Origin of the sequence: Saccharibacillus sp. CPCC 101409, from assembly GCF_030518235.1 — a bacterium.
Taxonomy (GTDB): Bacteria; Bacillota; Bacilli; order Paenibacillales; family Paenibacillaceae; genus Saccharibacillus.
Window position 1 is genome coordinate 77,559 of sequence record NZ_JAULSA010000012.1, and the last position, 19,032, is coordinate 96,590.

Below are 19,032 nucleotides of genomic sequence, written 5' to 3' on the forward strand. Positions count from 1 at the left end.
AGTCAACACAAAATTAATTTTCTCAATGAATCCTGTTAACATTCATAGATTTAACTGATGGTAGGCAGCCGATTCGCGGCGGGCAGAAAGGACGGAGTTAACGATGATGAACAATATGAATCTGACCAAGCTCAGGATTGTGGAACTGCTGGAGACGCATCGCAAGATAACGACGGTAGCGGAGATCCTGAATCTGAAGCAGCCGACCGTTACTTTTCATATGAAGAATATGGAGAAAGAATTCGGAGTCAAATTGTTCGAAGCCCGCATGGGCAAGATCATCCTGACGGATGCCGGTTACGCGCTGCATCATTACGCGGTGAAGATCGGCGCGCTCGCCGAAGAAGCGCAGCGCGCCGTGCTCGAATTCGATACGCTGCGCAGAGGGGAATTGAAGATCGGGGCCAGCTATGTGCCCGCGACGTATATTCTGCCCGGGATGCTGCACCGCTTCTCCGGCAAATACCCGGGCGTGCATCTCTCGCTGGCGGTGAAGACGGCGCCCGTAATCCGCGGTATGCTGGAGCGGCGCGAGATCGACCTCGGCATCATCTCCACCGATTCGTTTCAATCGCCGGAGCTGCATACCGAGCCGATCTGCGAAGACGATCTAGTGCTGATTTTCTCGCCGAAGCATCCTTTGGCAAAAGTCGAAGCCCCGACCGCCGGGCAGATCGCCGCTTCGTACTTCGTGATGCACGGCACGGAATCGAGCACCCGCCGCTTGACGGAACGCTGGCTCGAACGCAGCGGCCGGCGTCTGCCGTCCTGGCTGGAACTGGACTCGCTGGAAGCGATCAAGCAGACGGTAATGCTGGGCGAGCATGTATCGTTCGTATCGCGGATGGCGGTGCAAAGCGAAGTCGAACGCGGACTGCTGAACGTATATCCCGTGCCGGAAGGATCGTTCAAGCGGCATATTTATATGGCTGCGCACAAACAGCGTTACCCGTCCGCGCTGCTGGCGCGTTTTACGGAAGAGCTGCCGGATTGGATCGCGGGCGATTTTAAAGGAGATTGAATAACTTTATGCCGAGTCGGCGGTTCATACGGTTTCAAACAAATCTTGGACGCCATCAGGAAATTGTTATCCATTTTTACCGGAATCGCCGCGGCGCTTGATCTTCCCTTGACCTGCTCCTTCTAAAGTAAAAGGGTACTTCAACCCAACTTCCGAAGGAGTGGAATGAACCGCCATGAACACGCAGATGTCCCGCAAGTTCGTCCGATCGATCACCGCAGCCGCTTTGAGCACCGTCGTCCTGTTTACGGGGTGGAGCGCTCCGCCCGAGGCGCACGCCGCCGCGAACGCCGTTCCGTCGTACGAAGTTAAGTTCCTGCTCGATTCGAACGACGTGCTGAACGCGGACGGAACGCTGAAAGGGGCGGTCAACAGCGCTTTTTCCGTTGCGTCTTCGCCGGAGCGTCAGCTGGTGGAGTACTTCGATACGGATTCGCTGGATCTGAACGGGGAAGGCTGGAACGCGCGTTTTCGCAAAAAGGAGAGCAAATCCAACTACGAGCTGACCTACAAAAAGCGCTTCGCGGTCGAAAACGGTAAGCTCGACGACGCGCTGACCGCCGCCAACGCCGCGGGTTTCGACGCCTCCGACGACAACTACGAAGCCGAAGTCGATTGGGGTTACGGCAAGCAGACGCTGAGCTTTTCGAACACGAAGAAGGTGGATGCGTCCAAAGGACTCGTTCTTCCGTCCGAGAGCGAAGCGCTGAAGCTGCTGGTAAGCAGCATTCCCGGCAAGCTGGACAAAGCGGTCTCCAAAGGCTGGGGAACGAAGATGCTCAAAGCTTCCTATGCGCACGGCCCGGTTCAGGTGAGCAAATACGCCGGCACATTCGACGGGCAGGAAGTGGATATCGAAGTCTGGCCGATCCGCAGCGCTTCCGGTACCGGCACGGAGCCGCTGGTCGAGATTTCGTTCAAAACGGACGATTACGCAGTTGCTTCGGCAGAACGCGCCAAGCTGATGGACAAACTGGACGGGGAAGGCTGGCTGATCCACGCGGACTCGCTCAAAACGAATTTGATTCTGGAACGCTATTAAGCGAACACGCAACCGGAAACGACAAAAAAGACGAGGGAGCGAATCCTTCGTCTTTTCGCTGTATTTACGCTTCAACCGCACCCTGCCAGCGCTTCACGTCGCTTTTCGGCGGCAGTCCGAACATGCGCGCATACTCCCGGCTGAACTGCGAAGGACTTTCGTAGCCGACCCGAAATCCGGCTTCCGCCGCGTCCGTTTCCGTCGTGAGCAGGATCTGGCGCGCCGCCTGAAGCCGAAGCGCTTTCTGGTACTGCAAAGGGCTCATCGAGGTCGCCTGTTTAAAATATTTATGCAGCGAAGCGGAGCTCATATGGGCTTCTTCCGCGATCTGCCGAATATTAAGCGGTTCTGCATAATCGCGATTGATCCGGTCGATAATGCCGACCATGCGATTCGTGTAGCTGCCGGAGGCGGCATATCGCGCGATCAGCGCTCCTTGTTCGCCCAGCAGAACGCGGTACAGCATCTCGCGGATAATGAGCGGCGCCAGCACAGGGATTTCCGCCGGTTTATCCAGTAAACGGAGCAGCCGGCAGGCCGCGTCCAACAGCTCGGGCGTCGAACGGCTGACAAACAGACCGCCGTCCGCCGCGGTTTCTTGACGCTCCCGCCGTTCTTCGGCGAGATCCAGAATGTCCGTCGTCGAGAAGTCCAGCTGTAAGCTAAGATAAGGTTCCCGCGGGGAAGCGCGGTCGATCATGCCGACCACCGGCAGATGGATCGGATTCACCAGATAGCGCAGCGGATCGTAGCGGTACAACCGCCCGGCCAGGGAAACCGCTTTGGAACCCTGCGCGATAATATACAGCGAAGGCGAAGCCACGGAATGCACAGGTTGCGTGACACGGGCCGTGTGCCGGAAACGAAGTCCGGGCACCGCCGATTCGTACAGGCCTTCCACCGGCGCGTGCCGCAGAATCGACTGAATCAGTTCGTTCAACCGCGTCTTGATTTCGGGATGAGCAAGCGTCATTTCGGGGCAGTCTCCTTTCTTTGCGTACCTTTTTCCGTGCCTCATTCTTTCATTATAATAGCAAACTTCATAAAGAAAAATAGGCAAGGATCGTTTCGAATTGCTCTACCACCGCGATAATTACGTCCTTTAAACTGAATATGTGCCAAAAAGGCAAAGAACAGGTCGAGGAGGACGAAAAGATGAGTTTAACGGGAAAAGTAGTGGTCGTAACCGGCGCCAGCAGCGGAATCGGCAGAGCGATCGCGCTGCTGCTGGCGGAAAAAGGAGCGAAGATTGTGCTTGGAGCCAGAGGTGAAGAGAAGCTTGCGCAAATAGCGGCGGCGATAACCGAATCCGGCGGCGAAGCGGTTTGTGCAAGCACCGACGTTTCCAGACACGAAGACGTGAAGCGGCTGGTCCAACTGGCGATCGAGCATTATGGAAAGCTGGATGTGCTCGTCAATAACGCGGGCGTCATGCCGATCTCGCCGCTGGATGAACTGAAAGTAGCCGACTGGGAAGCGATGGTCGATATCAATATCAAAGGCGTACTCTATGGAATCGCCGAAGCGCTGCCGATCTTCCGCCGCCAGGAGTTCGGACATTTTATCAATATCGCTTCGACCTCGGCGCATCGGGTCGTACCGGCGCAGGCAGTGTATGCGGGAACCAAATTTGCCGTGCGCGCGATCTCGGAAGGACTCCGGCAGGAAGCGGGCGATAAATTGCGCGTGACGATCATTTCCCCGGGCATGACACGTACTGAATTTGTGGAGAGTATGACCGATCCCGTCGTGCGCGCTCAGGCAGCAATCGCCATGCCGCCAAGAGCGGTCGCGGAAGCGGTTGCGTTTGCGATCGAACAGCCGGAGCAGATTGACATCGGAGAGATTGTGATTCGGCCTACGGCGCAGAATTAAAAGAAATGTTGTAAACGACTCGATTGCCCGTTTGCTGCGGGCGGTCGAGTTTCTTGCCTATAGGTTACATAATTAAAATTAAGTGAACTTGAAAACGAAAAAGTTTATTAGCAATCAAAAATTGGGTATTCATGTAAAGCGAGCAAAGCGAAAGGAGGGAGTGAATGAAAAAATCATTCCACAAATTATCGATAATTCTATTTCATATAGTCGTTCAGTTTATCTACCTGTTTACCTTATATATCTATTCTTTCGATCTCAAGTGGGTGCCCTGGTACGAGATCGATAATTACAGAATTTATCTGCTGATTTTTTACCTGCCGATTTTATTTCTCTTTGCTTACTTTATCCGCTTTATGGTCATCCGGGAGACACCGTCGGTGATAAATCTTCAATTTACCTACCCGGTATTTTTTGCAATCGTGACATTTCTGCTTCCTTTTACAGGACTGCTGGGACCGCTATTCGGTTATGTCGGATTCTGGTCTTCGCTTGTTCTCTGGATTCTGTCCTGGAGACTTATCGTCCTCGATTTCAAGGGAGTGGCTGCAACGGCATAACGAAACTTAATACCGATTCAATTTTCCGCGCAAAGGATGAGTGATATGAAAGATTATTTTCCGGTCGGATTTCATATAGACGGTCGTCTGCACTGGTGTATCTGGTATATGGACGATAAAGACGGTTTTCTGGTAGAGGGCGGCAGATTGAAGCAGATGGAGTCGGAAGAAGCCCTCGGGACTTATTTTCGATCGAACGGCTGGGCGTATAAGGATAGAGATATTTGTATGGTCTGGGCCGATCAGCTGCGGGAAGAATTCAAACGAATCCAAGAAACAAGGACGGTAGACTGCGCTTGCTTTTTGAATTTTTGGAACATGGTCGGCGATATTGCACATACATTAACATTCGATTTCTACGGAGACAAAGATGAAGTTACGCCGACTTACGATAAAGTGTTCTACGGAACCAATCCTGAGGTATTAAGAGGAGACGGGGAATGGTACACACCCGCATGGGACGACGAAGAGTTGGAGGAGCTGGAAGACGTATTCCGGGACGGGTTGAAAGTCCTTCGAGCCGGTTTGTGAACAATCCGGTTTCGCAGACAGACACATAAAAAGGAGAGGGCAAAATTGAAAAAGACACCGCCGGTCGTTTATCTGATATCCGGTCCGCTGGGCGTGGGCAAATCCACGTTGTCGCAAGCCATTCGGAGGCTGCAGCCAGCAGGCATGGAGCTATGAGTCGCTGCAATTCGCGAAGGAAGCGGAGTTTGTCGGGAACAAATAATTTGGCGGCAGAAGCACAGGCCGGATGAAATCGAGAGGCAATCAAAAAGAAGCGGGACGCTTGGCAACGGCGTTCCGCTTCTTTTTTTGTGCAGCCGATTCAACGAATCACCTGGTTTCGCTTGAGCAGCCCCCATAACTGCGTCGAAATCTCTTCCGGCGGCTGAGACATTTCGCTTAAAATCCACCATTCAATCACTCCGACAAACGCGGAAGCCATGAACTGGGTCACCAACTCTTTGCTATATCCCTGGTTCTGATCCTCCATATCGACATGTGTCGCAATGCTGGCAGTTACGATCTCCAACATGCGTTTGCGAAACGAAGGAATGCCCTGATTGGACAGCATGGACAAATAAAAGGCATGATGCTCCTGAAAATAACGAATGATCGGCATCAGCGACGACTCCAACAAATCGACCGTTTCTCCGTCTTGACCTGTTGCGGTCGACACCGTGCTCATTTTGCTCAAATACTCTTCCATGCACTTGTCGAGCAGATCGTATTTATCGCTGTAATGAAAATAAATCGTGCCCCGATTGACGTTGGCCCGGTCCGCGATCTCATTGATCGTAATGCTCTCGAAATTCTTTTCGCCGATCAACGAAATAAATGCCTGAAAGATCGCTTCCCGCGTTTTTGCGATTCTCCGATCCGTTTTCACTTCCACGGTTATCCCTCCGATACCACTTCTTCAACATCTCTGCTTCGTTTGTTCGATATCCCACAAAACGCACTCTATTAACGATTGAAGGAATCTGAATCTCTTCTATAATAAGCATTGTACCTCACTTATTCAACAAATGTTGGATTTCATTATTTGAATGTTGGAAAGGAAGGAGGCGTATTGAAAAAGAATCATGCTCGCCAAGTGAAAGTTTTGTACCGAATTCATGGATTAAGCCATTTGATGAATACCGTGTTCGAAAGCCGATTTAGCATGGGACAATCACGCTTTGAATTGCTGACTGTCATCGAAGACGCCGAAACAATAACGCAACATCAACTTGGAAAACAAGTAGAACTGGATGCTGCGGCCGTTACTCGTCATTTGCAACAGCTCGAATTTCAAGGATTGATCGAGAGAAAAAGAAGTACAAAAGATCTTAGAAACCTGCTTGTTCAATTAACCGATCTTGGAAAGAGTCAATTAAGGCAAGCTAAAATCGAACGTCGGAATCTACTCGAAGAGATTTTTGAAGGCATTGACGATAAAGCACTGCAAACTCTTGAAATGTTGGTATCAAAGCTGAACAGCAATGCAAAGCTGGACAGAGCTTCGCATAAAAATAAATAAAGATAAGAAGGAGAATAACCTTGATGTCACTGGAAACTTTTCAAGCCCAATTCGATTTAAGAATTCTGGTCGATTCCTACGCCACATTAACTGATGAAAAAAAGATTGCCGAGCAAATGCTTTTATTTACGCCCGATGTTCAATTTGACGTATACATGGGTGGACAGCTGGTATCGCAAGTGTCGGGAACCCAACAATTGGAGCAAGAATTTAATGGGCACGTTTCGCTCGTCAAACAATATTTTACGCTCAACGGCCAACATGTCGTTCAAGTGGACGGAGATCGTGCAACGGGCATTGTATTCTCTCAAATGAAAATGCTGCGCGAGCAGGATGGAGAGGAAGTGCTTACGGATTACAGCGTAAAATACAACGATGTGTACGTCAAACAAAATGGTGCTTGGCTGATCGGTAAGCGTACCTCGGAATATACATTTATTGAGTCGAGAGTCTTGAACCACATGACTCCTTAATCAACTTCTCTACCGAATTTTCGAAAAAGAGTACAGAATCGCCGCTAGGGCAGGTTCTGTACTCTTTTTCGATGCAGGGAGAGAATTAGGCAACAATCAAGCAGTAACAGGATAACAGGGTCGCCTGTTTGATGTACATAATGAAGTATCCGTGTTTAATAAAAGATGTGTAGTACGTAAGTCGATTTGATATAGCTTCCGCATACACGCCTGAAGGAGTGACTTGTCATCGCAGATTTACCGATCCACCCGCCGCTTCGCTCAAAACGAATATTTCTGGCCATCCTCGCTTTGCTGCTGGCCTTCGCCTCGATCTCAACGGATCTTTATTTGGCTGTCATGCCCGTAATGGGTCAAGAGCTAGCTGCCGATTCAGGCATGATGGAATGGACGGTCTCGGCTTATTTGCTCGGCTTCAGTATGGGACAATTGTTTTGGGGCGCGCTTAGCGATCGATTCGGCAGAAGGCTTCCATTAGCCGCCGGATTGCTACTGTTCATTATCGGCTCTGCCGGATGCGCATTTTCGGAAAGCATAGGATCGTTGATCGCGTGGCGGGTGCTTCAGGCTTTGGGAGCCAGCGCAAGCGTCGTTTTGGCTCGGGCGATGATTCGGGATCGTTACGATCGAACTCAAGCGGCCAAAGTACTATCGACTCTTACGGCGATTATGGCCATTGCACCGCTTCTGGGGCCGACATTGGGTACGCAAATTGCCAATTTGACATCATGGCGAGGCATCTTCGGCGTTCTTGTCCTGATAGGAGTCATTACGCTGGTTGCGCTGCCGTTTTATGTACCGGAGACGCTAGCCCCCAAGCTACGAATCCGTTTATCCTGGCGGGAGATTTTTGTTCAGTACATGCGCCTATTGCGAAATCGAAAATTGCTGGCGTATGCGTTGGCGCTGGCTCTGCTTAGTGCCGGTATGTTCGCTTATGTGGCAGGCTCGCCGTTTGTGTATATCACCTATTACGGATTGCCGTCCGTAGCTTATGGCGTGCTATTCGCCGCCGGAGCCGCTGGAATAATGGGCATGAACATGCTCAATGCCAGACTCGTCGAGCGTTATGGCACAGATCGGCTATTGCGTATTGGAGCCGTTGCAGCGGCGTGTTTTGGATTGATGACGGCTTGTACAGGAATAACCGGAGTCGGAGGATTACCGCTCATGGCCGTATCGTTGTTCCTATTTGCTTCGACCAATGGCTTGATTGCCGCCAATGCCATATCCAGTGCGTTATCCAGTGTAAAAGAATACGTTGGATCGGCTTCGGCTTTGCTCGGCTGCGCGCAGTACGGAGGAGGGATGATCGGTTCGGCGTTACTGGGAGCTTTTGCAAACGGAACGCCTGCTCCCTTGGGCATATTGGTTTTCGTTGCTGGGGTCGGATGTCTGGTAACTACGTTGTGGGGACGAGGAAGTTCATGAGAAAGTCACGTGGGAGCGGGAAGCGAGAAGACTCCGAAAGAAATTCGGTCAATTCGCTGTCTCACTCGGAAAGCTGCGAGAAGAACATTCAAGGAGAAGCTTTCCGAGTTCAAAGGCGTATTGACCTGAATTTCTCTCTCCGTCTTCTCGCTTCCAGTTACGTCGGACTTTCTCAACATGTTAGGAGGAGTTCTTAAGCTCCTCTTTTTGTTGTATAGTAAAAAATGGAATTAAAATGTTTTACTGTATTCATAAGTCGAAGGAGGTCTTTATGCGATTTAAAGAACTTAAAGAGACTATGCTGATTCCTGATCGTGAAATCATGTTGAATCGTCTGATCCGTATCAACGATGCGGATGTTCTGTTGATTTCGATCACATCGGAAAATGGTCGCCATAAGTTGTGGTCGCTGCGTCAAATTCCGGACTGGGTGTATGAAGAAAATCCCGATTACCAACCTGAAGAGAACCTAACCCACCGCCAGCGCATGCAGGGGGCTTTACAAGACAAGGTGGTTTTTGGCGATCAGGAAGATTCCATCTCTAAGATGATCATTCAAGGACAGCTCATGACGTTCGGTACATCGCAGTCCACGTTCTGTACGGAACAAGATCACGAAGCGTATATGAAATTGCAGCATTTTGTTGAAAAAGGAATGGAGCTGGCAAGTTTTGCGGACGTCAGCGTTGATCGTTTGTTTTTGACTTTTTACGAGCAGACCGCTTCCGAGCATTTTCCCGATCTGGATTTGGAAAAGGAATTGGACATCACGTTAAAGTTCAATAGCACTTCTCGTACAGTCGCCTTGCGTACGGAGCCGATTGTGTTGGAATTTGGAGATGCGGCAAATGAAGTCCAGTATTCTTTTTACGATCCGGTTACCCGAAAAAATCGGTTTTTCTCGATCAAAGCTTCGAAACGCGAAGATGTTTGGGCACAAGCCGAAGCGAATTTTGCAAAGCCTGCTCCGCAGAGCTCGACGGAAGCAGAATGGCAGAAGTTCAAGGAACAATATCTGGGCGGGCTTGAGCTGGTTTGTCCCAAACATCAGGATCTGGCTGTTGTCGACTATGAATCGGAAGACAATCTGCGATTGCAGTTCTATTCCAAAGATTATTTGGATGCAAAGCCTAAAGTTATGACTAATATTGATACAGCCGGGAAATTGCTCTTCTCCGTATTTTATTCATCCGAAAGCCAGCCAAACGCTAATGGGGTCAAGCGTCGAGTAACCGCAATCGGGCTGGTGGACAAAACATTCTCCGGAAGTCTGATTGTGGAACTGGTGTCTTATGACATGGAACTTCCGGAAAAAACGATCAAACTTTAAGTGAAGAACGTTAATCGATGATTCAGGACATACTATCCACCGTACCTCTCCTTCATCCTCTGAATATCCGCACGCGGTGAGCTGCCGAACAAGCGTGAATACTCCCGGCTAAATTGCGATTGGCTTTCGTAACCGACACGAAACGCGATACTAGCAATATCCGACGATTCGCTTAGCAGTAGGCGCCTTGCTTCTTGGAGCCGAAGTTGTTTTTGAAACTGGATTGGGCTCATGGCGGTCACCTCCTTGAACTGCCGATGCAGCGATGACACGCCGAGGTTGACCAACCGAGCCAGTTCTTCGACAGGAAGCGCTTGATTGTAGTTCGCCAGAATATGTTCAATGACCGTACGGACTCGCCGAGCGCTACTGTCTTCCACCGCCATTTGTTTCAATGAATCACTGTGCGGCCCTTGCAGAACCCAGTATAGCAACTCCTTTTTAAAAATAGGCGCTAGGACGGTAATATGCTGCGGTTGATCCAACAAGCAGCCGAGCCGGATTGCCGCATCAAGCAAAGGTGCTTCCACATCGCCCACAAACATAGCCCGCTTTGCTTTTTTGTCGCGCGTTGGCTTGAGATTCGCATCATTCATCACTTCCAGCACTTCGACCGAAGTGAATTCGATCTTGTACGCCAGATAGGGTAGATCGGAGGAAGCCTGAACGATCTGTCCCGTGACCGGAAGCTCAACCGAAGCCACGATATAATGACCTGGCCCGTAGTGGAAACGCTGTTCACCGAGCCAAACTACCTTTTCCCCCTGAATGATTAGGCAAAAAGAGATTTCGTTTACCCGGGCCACCGATTCGCTGACTTCCGATTCCCGAATCAAAAACAACGAAGGAATCAGCGTAGAGTGAACACCGTCCGTTTGCGCGTGTTTTCGGATCAACGTTTCCAGATTTTTCTTTCCACTAGACACTTCTTCCATCCTTTTATGGAGGGTTTCGCTCATCATAATTGCTCCTTTTTTGAAAGACTCCGGCACTTTTCACTTAAGCCCATTTTATCCGATCTTTCGTTTTCCAAAAAGGGACTTGAGAGTTTTAGGCAAAATTCGGGCAGGAATACGAATAGGGACGGTCGAATTTTCGTGTCATAATCGGAGACATCACGAAGAGACTCTGATCCAAACCGACGGATCATGAATCGTAAAGGGAGACTGATCGAATGGAATATGTAAAATTGGGGAATACAGGACTCGATGTCTCGAATCTTTGTCTGGGCTGCATGGGATTCGGCGACCCAGGCAAATGGATTCATTCCTGGGTGCTGAACGAAGAAGAAAGCCGTCCGGTCATTCGGAAGGCGTTGGAGCTAGGTATTAACTTTTTCGATACGGCCAATGTGTATTCGATGGGAGCCAGCGAGGAGATTCTGGGCCGGGCGATCAAGGACTATGCCAGTCGCGACGAGGTGGTGCTGGCGACAAAGCTGCATGGGCGTATGCACGAAGGGCCTAACGGCGCAGGCTTGTCGCGCAAAGCCATCTTGAGCGAAATCGATAAAAGCCTCAAGCGGTTGGGCACGGATTACGTGGACCTGTATATCATTCATCGGTGGGATAATCGCACGCCAATCGAGGAAACGATGGAGGCGTTGCAGGATGTCGTGAAGTCCGGAAAAGCCAGATATATCGGAGCTTCGGCGATGTACGCTTGGCAATTTCAGAAAGCGCTTTATACCTCGGATCGGTACGGTTGGACGAAGTTCGTATCGATGCAGAATCACTTGAATCTGATTTATCGCGAGGAGGAAAGGGAAATGCTGCCGCTTTGCCGTGCGGAAGGAATCGGCGTTACGCCGTATAGCCCGTTGGCTTCCGGCCGATTGACGCGGGATATCTCGGATACGACGCAGCGTTCGGAGAGCGATCAGGTGCAGAAATCCAAGTACGACGGAACGGCGGAAGCTGACCGAATCATCATCGAACGCGTAGCGGAGCTGGCGAATCGATACGAGGTGCCCCGTACCCATATCGCGTTGTCGTGGCTATTGCATAAAGAGCCGATTGCGGCTCCGATCATCGGGGCGACGAAGCTCGATCATTTGGAATATGCAATAGGCGCGCTTGATCTGAAACTCACGATGGAAGATCTAGCCTGGTTGGAAGAGCCTTATACGCCGCATACGATCATCGGACATAGTTAAGCTAAAAGCAAGGCGGGATCGCGCACGCCTGTCGGCACCGGAAGTGTTTTTCCATAATCCATAAAAAGGCTTCGGCGTATACCTTGCGTACACCTCGAAGCCTTTTTCGTGCGATGAAGCTTTTTCGACCGGATATACGTTACTCGTAATAAATCGCATCATACGGAAATTCCAACTTATTCAACCGATATTCCTTAGGCGACATGGACATGTATTGCCGGAACACTTTGCCGAAGTAACTAGGGCTCTCGAAGCCGCATTTTTGGCCGATCAACGAAATGGGCAGCTCGGTTGTACGCAGCATCGTCAGTGCGGCTTCGACCCGTCGATCTTTGAGATAAGCGAGCGGGGAGGTCTGTTCGGATCGCTGAAACAGGCGGCAAAGGTAATGCTTGTTAATATCGCAATGCTTGGCCAGTATATCCAGCGTGATCGGCGAGGCGTAATGCTCCCGAATGTACTGCTTGCATTTTTCGAGGGTCGTTGTCGACATCGCCCCGATATCCTTCTCCGCATCCCGACTGCTCTGCACCAGAGTAAGCAGCCATTGATACACCTGCACCGATAGCTGGTATCGATCGGTCACCTTTTCCTGATGGATCAGCCGGATAATGTTCCACAGCTCCTGGATCACGGGGGAGTCTGCGCCTCGCTTAATCACATGCCCTTCTTTTTCGATGACAAGATTCCAGATCCGGTTCGCTTCATCGCCCCGAATATTAATCCACACAAACTCCCAGGGCTCGGTGCTGTCTTCTTTATAGTAGTAACAATGCTTTTCGTCGACTTTTACCACAAGCGCATGCCCTTTTGACAACGCAAGGGTCCGGCCGTCGATGTCCAGATATCCCTGACCGCTCAGCGTGTATTGGAAAACGACATGTCCATAGTCCGGCCTTGCGTCGCTGGAGCAGCGATATTTGGGATGAGATACATTCTGCCAGCCTACAGAGTCGATCGTCATGATGGCCGCGTCCTCGTTACGAAAAGCAAAAGAAACGGTCTGATACATCTTCTCAGCTCCCATAAAAAAGTCAATTCTGTTATAGAAGAAGTCACGTTTTTTAGATTGTGTGGCTTTTTAAGTACTTGTAAAATAATTGTAAACGATACCAAGAAAGGGGGATTCGTGATTGAACCGCAGAAGATAAAGGTCAAAATACAAAATAAATATTCACAAACAGGAGGGATTCATTCGATGAACCGCAGAAAAGGTTCCGTTCAGAAATCCATAGCTGTCGCAATTCTAGCCTTGCTTATGGTCGTTTCGTTGGTTATTCCTCCGGCTCCGGCCAATGCGGAAAACACAGATTCAGTATTCGCGCGTCAAGCCGAGTATCTGGATCGCGGGCTGGTGGCTGTGCTCATGGATCATGGTGTCTTTTTGAGCTGGAGATACTTGAATACGGACCCAAATGATATCGCTTTCAATATATATAAAAACGGAACTAAAGTAAACGCGTCACCGATTGACGATGTGACGAACTACGTGGATACGACAGGCTTCGATAGCTCGCAGTATCAGATCTCGACGGTCATCGCGGGCAAGGAGCAGATGCAGCCGGAAGTCGTGTCGGTCTGGCATAACGATTACCTGCCGATTCCGCTGGACAAGCCTGCCGACGGTCGAACCAAAGACGGCGGTACGTATACCTATTATGCAGGCGATGCTTCTGTAGCGGATTTGGACGGCGACGGCGAATACGAGATCGTGTTCTTGTGGAGCCCAAGCAATTCCAAGGACAATTCGCAAGCCGGATATACGGGCAATGTGTATATCGACGCGATCAAAATGGACGGCACGAAGCTGTGGCGGATCGATCTGGGCGTCAATATCCGGGCGGGCGCGCACTATACGCAGTTGATGGTGTACGATCTGGACGGTAACGGAAAAGCCGAAGTCGTGGTGAAAACGGCGGACGGCACGGTCGACGGCCAAGGCACGGTGATCGGCGACGCGTCAAAAGATTACCGGAACGACGGCGGCTACATTTTATCCGGTGCCGAGTATCTGACTCTGTTCGACGGACAGACCGGAGCGGCCGTATCGACGGTCGATTACGATCCGCCGAGAGGCAACGTCAGCGATTGGGGCGATGGCTACGGCAACCGCGTCGACCGTTTCCTCGGCGGCATCGCTTATCTGGATGGCAAGACGCCAAGCGTGATCATGAGCCGAGGTTATTATACGCGCACCGTGATCGCCGCTTACGATTACGAAGGCGGTCAGTTGGTGAAGCGTTGGGTGTTCGATACGAACGAAGCGGGCAAAGAGTACGAATCGCAGGGCAACCATAACCTGAGCGTGCTCGACGTCGACGGGGACGGCAAAGACGAGATCATGTTCGGCGCTCTGGCGATCGACGACGACGGAACGCTGATCTACAGCACCGGGCTCGGACACGGGGATGCGATTCATGCAGGCAAGCTCGATCCGAACCGCGAGGGGTACCAAGTCATGAGCGTGCATGAGCATACCAACGCTACATACGGGGTCGAGATGCGCGACGCCGGGACGGGCGAGATCGTCTGGGGCGAGTTCACGGGTCGGGATACCGGACGCGGCATGTCGGCGGACATCGATCCGAATTATCCGGGTTATGAATCTTGGGCCACAACCATTACGGACGGACAAAGCATTCCGGTCACGAGCACGTACTCAGCAGCCGGAGAAGTCGTGTATACGCCGGAGCAATCGCCGAAAACGGCAAACTTCGCAATCTGGTGGGACGGCGATTTGCAGCGCGAACTGTTCGACCATCAATGGGACGCCAGTACGGCAAAAGGCATTCCGCTTATTTACAAATGGGATTATGAGAATAAAAAACTGAATGAGATTTTCCGTGCGAACGGTGCGTTGACCAACAATCATACCAAAGGGAATCCGGCGCTTCAGGCGGATCTTCTGGGCGATTGGCGCGAAGAAATTCTGGTGCGTAGCGAAGATAGCTCGGAATATCGTCTGTATACGACAACGATTCCGACAGAATACCGCATTCCTACCCTGATGCAGGACCCCATCTACCGACTGGGGATTGCCTGGCAGAATGTTGCCTATAATCAGCCTCCGCATACCGGATTCTATATCGGCGCGGAAGCGACCGAATTCCCGAAAGCAGATCTGAAACTGGTCGGCGGAGGCCAACAAACGGAGTCGGTATACCGATTTGACTTCGGAACCGAGCCGGCAGCGGGGAATACGGGTGTGCAGGATACGTTGTACACCGAGCAGACCGGTTATGGCTTCACGGACACCGGCAGTGTCGTTGCGGAAGCCAATCAAGTCTCTGTCCAATCAGGAACGACGTTTGCTGTCGACCTGCCGAATGCGAATTACAAAGTCACCTTACGGCTCGGCAGCGAGTCGCGTGACTCCAACGTCGGCGTCAAGTCGGAATATGTCCAGAAGCTGGCGGTGACTTCGGTAACGGCGGGCGAACCTCTGGAATACGCGTATGACGTAGCTCTGGTGGACGGACAGCTCGAATTCCTGTTCACCGGCACAGCGATTGATATTCAGGATATCATTATCGAGAAGTATCCGGACAAAGAAGCCGGAGCCGCTGCGACCCTCTACATGGCGGGCGATTCGACGATGCAGTCTTACAGCGAGTCGCAAGCGCCTCAAGAAGGCTGGGGCCAACAGTTTGGTCGTTACTTCGCGAACGGAGCGGTCGTGGCGAACAATGCGATCGGCGGCCGCAGCAGCAAATCCTTCTTGGTAGACGGTCGCTTGGACACCATTCTGCAGCGTATCAAACCGGGCGATTATCTGTTTGTTTCCTTCGGCCATAACGATGCAAGCGCGGGCATTCCGGATCGGTATGCTTCGCCGGCGGATTACAAAATGTATCTGGCGCGTTATATCAACGGGGCCAAGCAGCGCGGCGCGACTCCGGTGGTGCTTACTCCGGTCGGTCGTCGCGATTTCAATACGGTGACTCAGGAATTCAATGTGAGTTTCCCGGAATACGTGCAGGCTGCCAAAGAAGTCGCGGCAGAGCTGAACGTACCGTTGGTCGATCTCAGCCAATTGAGTGTGGCGTATTACGACCAAATCGGCAATACGGCAACGGAAAAAGTATTCCTGTACGCCAATCCGGGCGAGTATCCGAAATACCCGAACGGCATTAACGACAATACCCATTTCAGCCATTACGGCGCCCAGAAAATCGCGGGTTTGGTCGCAAACGCGGTCAAAGATCTGGGACTGAGCATCTCGCCTCTGGTCATTGACCCGGATATTGAAGAACCGGAGCCGGAACCGGAAGCGCAGCTCTATGAAGAAGATTTCGAAGGCGATCCGGCCGATGTTCAATACTCCCTGATCAATGCGACGGGAATCGGAGGAACGATGGCAGGCACGGTCGTGGACCAGAACGGAAGCAAAGTGCTGTCGTTAAACGGCAGCGGCTCCGGCCATCGGGCGAAGACTTTCCGCATCTTCGATGCCGTGAACGGCGACAAAGTCGATGTGAATTTCGATTGGCAATCCGGCAATGTAGCGGCATTCCCTTCGGAAGGTCATCTGACCGTGCAGGATTCGAATGAAAATGCACTATTTACCCTGGTTGCCAAAAACGGCGATGCCAATCTGTATTACTTCGTAGGTCCATACGTCGCGGATTACGCAGGAGGCAACACCGCGATCCCTGAAGGCGGTACGGCGACCACGATTCCAAAAAATCAATGGGTCAACGTGGATGCCACGATTAACTTCGCCAGCAAAACGTTGGATCTGACACTCACGAGCCGAAGCAATCCATCGGTCACCCAGACGTTCGAAGGCTTGGCGCTGAGTCCGGGGGCTTATGCGGATAATGTAAGATCGCTTCGCTTCCTGGGTACAAGAAAAGGGGGCGCAGGTACGTTGAACTGGACAACGGCGATCGACAACGTGCGGATCGAAGGCACGGAGCTTCCGCCGGAATCCGGCGATCAGACGGCGTTGAAAGCTTTGTACGCAGAGATCCAAGAACTGGATCTGTCGCCTTATACGGAAGCTTCGCGTGCCGTGCTGAGCAAGGCTTTGACCGCTGCCGAGAAGATCATCGACAAGACGGCAACGCAGGCTCAGGTGGATCATGCCCTGAACATGCTGAGAGTTGCCAAAGCTTCGCTAACCAGCGAAGCCGCTGAACCTGTCAATGTATACAAATTCGATTTCGGTTCGGGAGCGATCGCCGACGGCTACACGCAAGTCACGGCCGATCATGCCTATATCGAAGGCAACGGCTATGGCTTTGCCGATACGGCTTTGACCAATGACGAGAACCGGGAGACAGGCGACGCTCTGAAGGAAGACTTCACCCGAGTGAATGCGACCTCCTTCCTGGCGGAACTGGAACCCGCCAACTATCGCGTGACGATGATCGTCGGCGATGCCGGGGAATCGACAAGCACCAGCGTAATCACGGAGCAGATGACCAAGCTCCCGCTGGCGACCATCGCCAAAGGCGAGTTCAAGGAAGTGACATACGACTTAGCGCTGATCGACGGCGTATTCAACTTCGAGTTTGCAGGCAATTCGCCGAAGATCAACGCTTTGACCCTTGAGCGTCTGCCGGATCATGGCACGGCCGATCGTCCTACAATCTATCTGGCGAGCGATTCCACCGTAGCCAATTATGCCGAAACGTACCGTCCGCAAGCCGGCTGGGGCGAGATGCTGGGCCAATATTTCGATCCGAACGAAGTGAGCGTGGATAACCGGGCAATCGGAGGCTTGAGCAGCAAGACCTTCCTGGTCGGCGGGCATCTGAACGATCTGCTGCTGGACGTGCATGAAGGCGATTATCTGTTCATGCAGTGGTCGCATAACGACTCCACGCCGTCCCGTCCGGAACGTTATCTGACGCCGGAACAGTTCAAAGTGTATCTGAAAACGTACATCGACGGCGCGAACCAACGCGGGGCAACTCCGGTTCTGGTGACGCCTGTGAACCGCCGCGATTACACAGGAGACGTACTGAACAAAAGTTTCCCGGAATATGTGCAAGCCATGAAGGAAGTGGCTCAGGAAACCGATACGCTGCTGGTCGACCTGAACCAGGCAAGCTGGGAATACTTCAGTGGACTCGGCACGGAAGGCACCAAATCGATCTTCATGTGGGTCGGCGCGACGGAAGACAATACGCATTTGCAAATGAACGGCGCAATCGAAGTGTCCAAGCTCGTCGCGGGTCTGGTCAAGCAATTGAATATCCCGCTGTCCGCCTTCGTAACGCTGGATGACGGTTCGGATCAGACACCTCCGCAGACGACGGCGACTCCGACCGGCGATTTGCAAAACGGTTCCTACGCCTCAGCCGTCGAAGTTCGATTCGAAGCAGCAGATGAAGGATCGGGAGTAGCGGCTACCTACTACCGTATCAATGATGGAGAGGCTGTCGAAGGCAATCTGCTCACATTGAACGAAAAAGGAAGCCATCGTATTACCTATTGGAGTGTCGATGTCGCAGGGAATAAAGAAGCGGAGCAAGTATTGGAAATCTCGATCGCTTTCGCGCCGCCGCTTGCGACAGGCGCTCCGGGAGTCGCTGTTCTTTCGGATAACAACGGTCACGATACGGGGTTGAGAGACGGCGATTATACGATCACGATGAATCTGTGGTGGGGGAATAACGGAAGCTCGTTCAAGCTTTATGAGAACGGGGAGCTGATCAAGGAAGTCCCGTTGACCGATCAATCGCCTTCCGCGCAATCCATGAAGGTGGATATTGCGGGTAAGCCGAATGGCACTTATGTCTACACGGGCGAATTAACCAATGCGCTCGGCACCACCGCAAGCGCGCCGCTGACCGTGACGGTCACGGACGCCGCGCCGGGACAAGCCGTCCTGTCGCACGACAACTGGGATCAAGACGGCAATTACGCGGTCAGCATGAATCTGTGGTGGGGCACGAACGCAACCGAATATCGCTTGTACGAGAACGGAACGCTAGTCGATACGCAAGCGCTGCAAGCCGCAACGCCTGGCGCGCAAACGGCGACAACGAATATTTCCGGCAAAGCGACAGGCAGCTACGAGTATGAAGCCGTTCTGCAAAATGCAGCCGGAGAAACCCGGACATCCAAGTTGACGGTAACGGTCAAATAGTTAACCAAAAAAACCGC

Annotated in this window: 15 protein-coding genes; 11 read left to right on the forward strand and 4 right to left on the reverse strand. The window is 51.8% G+C overall.

What is annotated here, in order from left to right; all coding sequences use genetic code 11:
- Window positions 1-106: 106 nt before the first annotated feature.
- Both QWJ34_RS20845 and QWJ34_RS20850 read left to right on the forward strand, forming a co-directional pair.
- Window positions 107-1,021, forward strand: a complete 915-nt coding sequence (locus tag QWJ34_RS20845) for a LysR family transcriptional regulator (RefSeq protein ID WP_302730849.1) — start codon at window positions 107-109, stop codon at window positions 1,019-1,021.
- A gap of 175 nt (window positions 1,022-1,196) precedes the next feature.
- Window positions 1,197-2,063, forward strand: a complete 867-nt coding sequence (locus QWJ34_RS20850; protein WP_302730851.1) for a hypothetical protein — start codon at window positions 1,197-1,199, stop codon at window positions 2,061-2,063.
- A 64-nt stretch (window positions 2,064-2,127) separates the two neighbouring features.
- On the opposite strand, the gene QWJ34_RS20855 is transcribed toward QWJ34_RS20850, so the two are convergent.
- On the reverse strand, window positions 2,128-3,036 hold the full coding sequence (locus tag QWJ34_RS20855; protein WP_302730853.1) for an AraC family transcriptional regulator: 909 nt from the start codon (window positions 3,034-3,036) through the stop codon (window positions 2,128-2,130).
- 182 nt (window positions 3,037-3,218) lie between these two features.
- On the opposite strand from QWJ34_RS20855, the gene QWJ34_RS20860 reads away from it, so the two are divergent.
- The 3 genes from QWJ34_RS20860 (at window position 3,219) to QWJ34_RS20870 (ending at window position 5,029) form a co-directional block, all read left to right on the forward strand.
- Entirely contained in the window at window positions 3,219-3,938 is a 720-nt protein-coding gene (locus QWJ34_RS20860; protein ID WP_302730854.1) for an SDR family oxidoreductase, read from the forward strand.
- Between the two features lie 164 nt (window positions 3,939-4,102).
- A complete protein-coding gene (locus QWJ34_RS20865; protein ID WP_302730855.1) occupies window positions 4,103-4,498 on the forward strand; it encodes a hypothetical protein in 396 nt (131 codons plus the stop codon).
- A 45-nt stretch (window positions 4,499-4,543) separates the two neighbouring features.
- The gene (locus QWJ34_RS20870; RefSeq protein ID WP_302730856.1) at window positions 4,544-5,029 is read left to right on the forward strand and encodes a hypothetical protein; all 486 of its coding nucleotides are present in this window, start codon (window positions 4,544-4,546) and stop codon (window positions 5,027-5,029) included.
- Window positions 5,030-5,330: 301 nt separating this feature from the next.
- Here the strand turns inward: QWJ34_RS20870 and QWJ34_RS20875 are convergent, their stop codons facing one another.
- Window positions 5,331-5,900 carry a TetR/AcrR family transcriptional regulator gene (locus QWJ34_RS20875; protein ID WP_302730857.1) on the reverse strand — a complete coding sequence of 190 codons (570 nt, stop codon included), beginning with the start codon at window positions 5,898-5,900 and terminating at the stop codon, window positions 5,331-5,333.
- 177 nt (window positions 5,901-6,077) lie between these two features.
- On the opposite strand from QWJ34_RS20875, the gene QWJ34_RS20880 reads away from it, so the two are divergent.
- The 4 genes from QWJ34_RS20880 (at window position 6,078) to QWJ34_RS20895 (ending at window position 9,761) form a co-directional block, all read left to right on the forward strand.
- Window positions 6,078-6,527 carry a MarR family winged helix-turn-helix transcriptional regulator gene (locus QWJ34_RS20880; protein ID WP_302730858.1) on the forward strand — a complete coding sequence of 150 codons (450 nt, stop codon included), beginning with the start codon at window positions 6,078-6,080 and terminating at the stop codon, window positions 6,525-6,527.
- A 23-nt stretch (window positions 6,528-6,550) separates the two neighbouring features.
- Window positions 6,551-7,000 carry a nuclear transport factor 2 family protein gene (locus QWJ34_RS20885; protein WP_302730859.1) on the forward strand — a complete coding sequence of 150 codons (450 nt, stop codon included), beginning with the start codon at window positions 6,551-6,553 and terminating at the stop codon, window positions 6,998-7,000.
- Between the two features lie 270 nt (window positions 7,001-7,270).
- A complete protein-coding gene (locus QWJ34_RS20890) occupies window positions 7,271-8,431 on the forward strand; it encodes a multidrug effflux MFS transporter (RefSeq protein ID WP_302730958.1) in 1,161 nt (386 codons plus the stop codon).
- Between the two features lie 271 nt (window positions 8,432-8,702).
- Window positions 8,703-9,761 carry a hypothetical protein gene (locus tag QWJ34_RS20895; protein ID WP_302730860.1) on the forward strand — a complete coding sequence of 353 codons (1,059 nt, stop codon included), beginning with the start codon at window positions 8,703-8,705 and terminating at the stop codon, window positions 9,759-9,761.
- A gap of 32 nt (window positions 9,762-9,793) precedes the next feature.
- Here the strand turns inward: QWJ34_RS20895 and QWJ34_RS20900 are convergent, their stop codons facing one another.
- Window positions 9,794-10,720, reverse strand: coding sequence for an AraC family transcriptional regulator (locus tag QWJ34_RS20900; RefSeq protein ID WP_302730861.1), 927 nt, complete (start codon window positions 10,718-10,720; stop codon window positions 9,794-9,796).
- 215 nt (window positions 10,721-10,935) lie between these two features.
- Between QWJ34_RS20900 and QWJ34_RS20905 the strand changes: the two genes are divergently transcribed.
- On the forward strand, window positions 10,936-11,916 hold the full coding sequence (locus QWJ34_RS20905) for an aldo/keto reductase (RefSeq protein WP_302730862.1): 981 nt from the start codon (window positions 10,936-10,938) through the stop codon (window positions 11,914-11,916).
- A 139-nt stretch (window positions 11,917-12,055) separates the two neighbouring features.
- Here the strand turns inward: QWJ34_RS20905 and QWJ34_RS20910 are convergent, their stop codons facing one another.
- Window positions 12,056-12,928, reverse strand: coding sequence for an AraC family transcriptional regulator (locus QWJ34_RS20910; RefSeq protein WP_302730863.1), 873 nt, complete (start codon window positions 12,926-12,928; stop codon window positions 12,056-12,058).
- Between the two features lie 186 nt (window positions 12,929-13,114).
- On the opposite strand from QWJ34_RS20910, the gene QWJ34_RS20915 reads away from it, so the two are divergent.
- Window positions 13,115-19,015 carry a rhamnogalacturonan lyase family protein gene (locus tag QWJ34_RS20915; protein ID WP_302730864.1) on the forward strand — a complete coding sequence of 1,967 codons (5,901 nt, stop codon included), beginning with the start codon at window positions 13,115-13,117 and terminating at the stop codon, window positions 19,013-19,015.
- The last annotated feature ends 17 nt before the right edge of the window (window positions 19,016-19,032 follow it).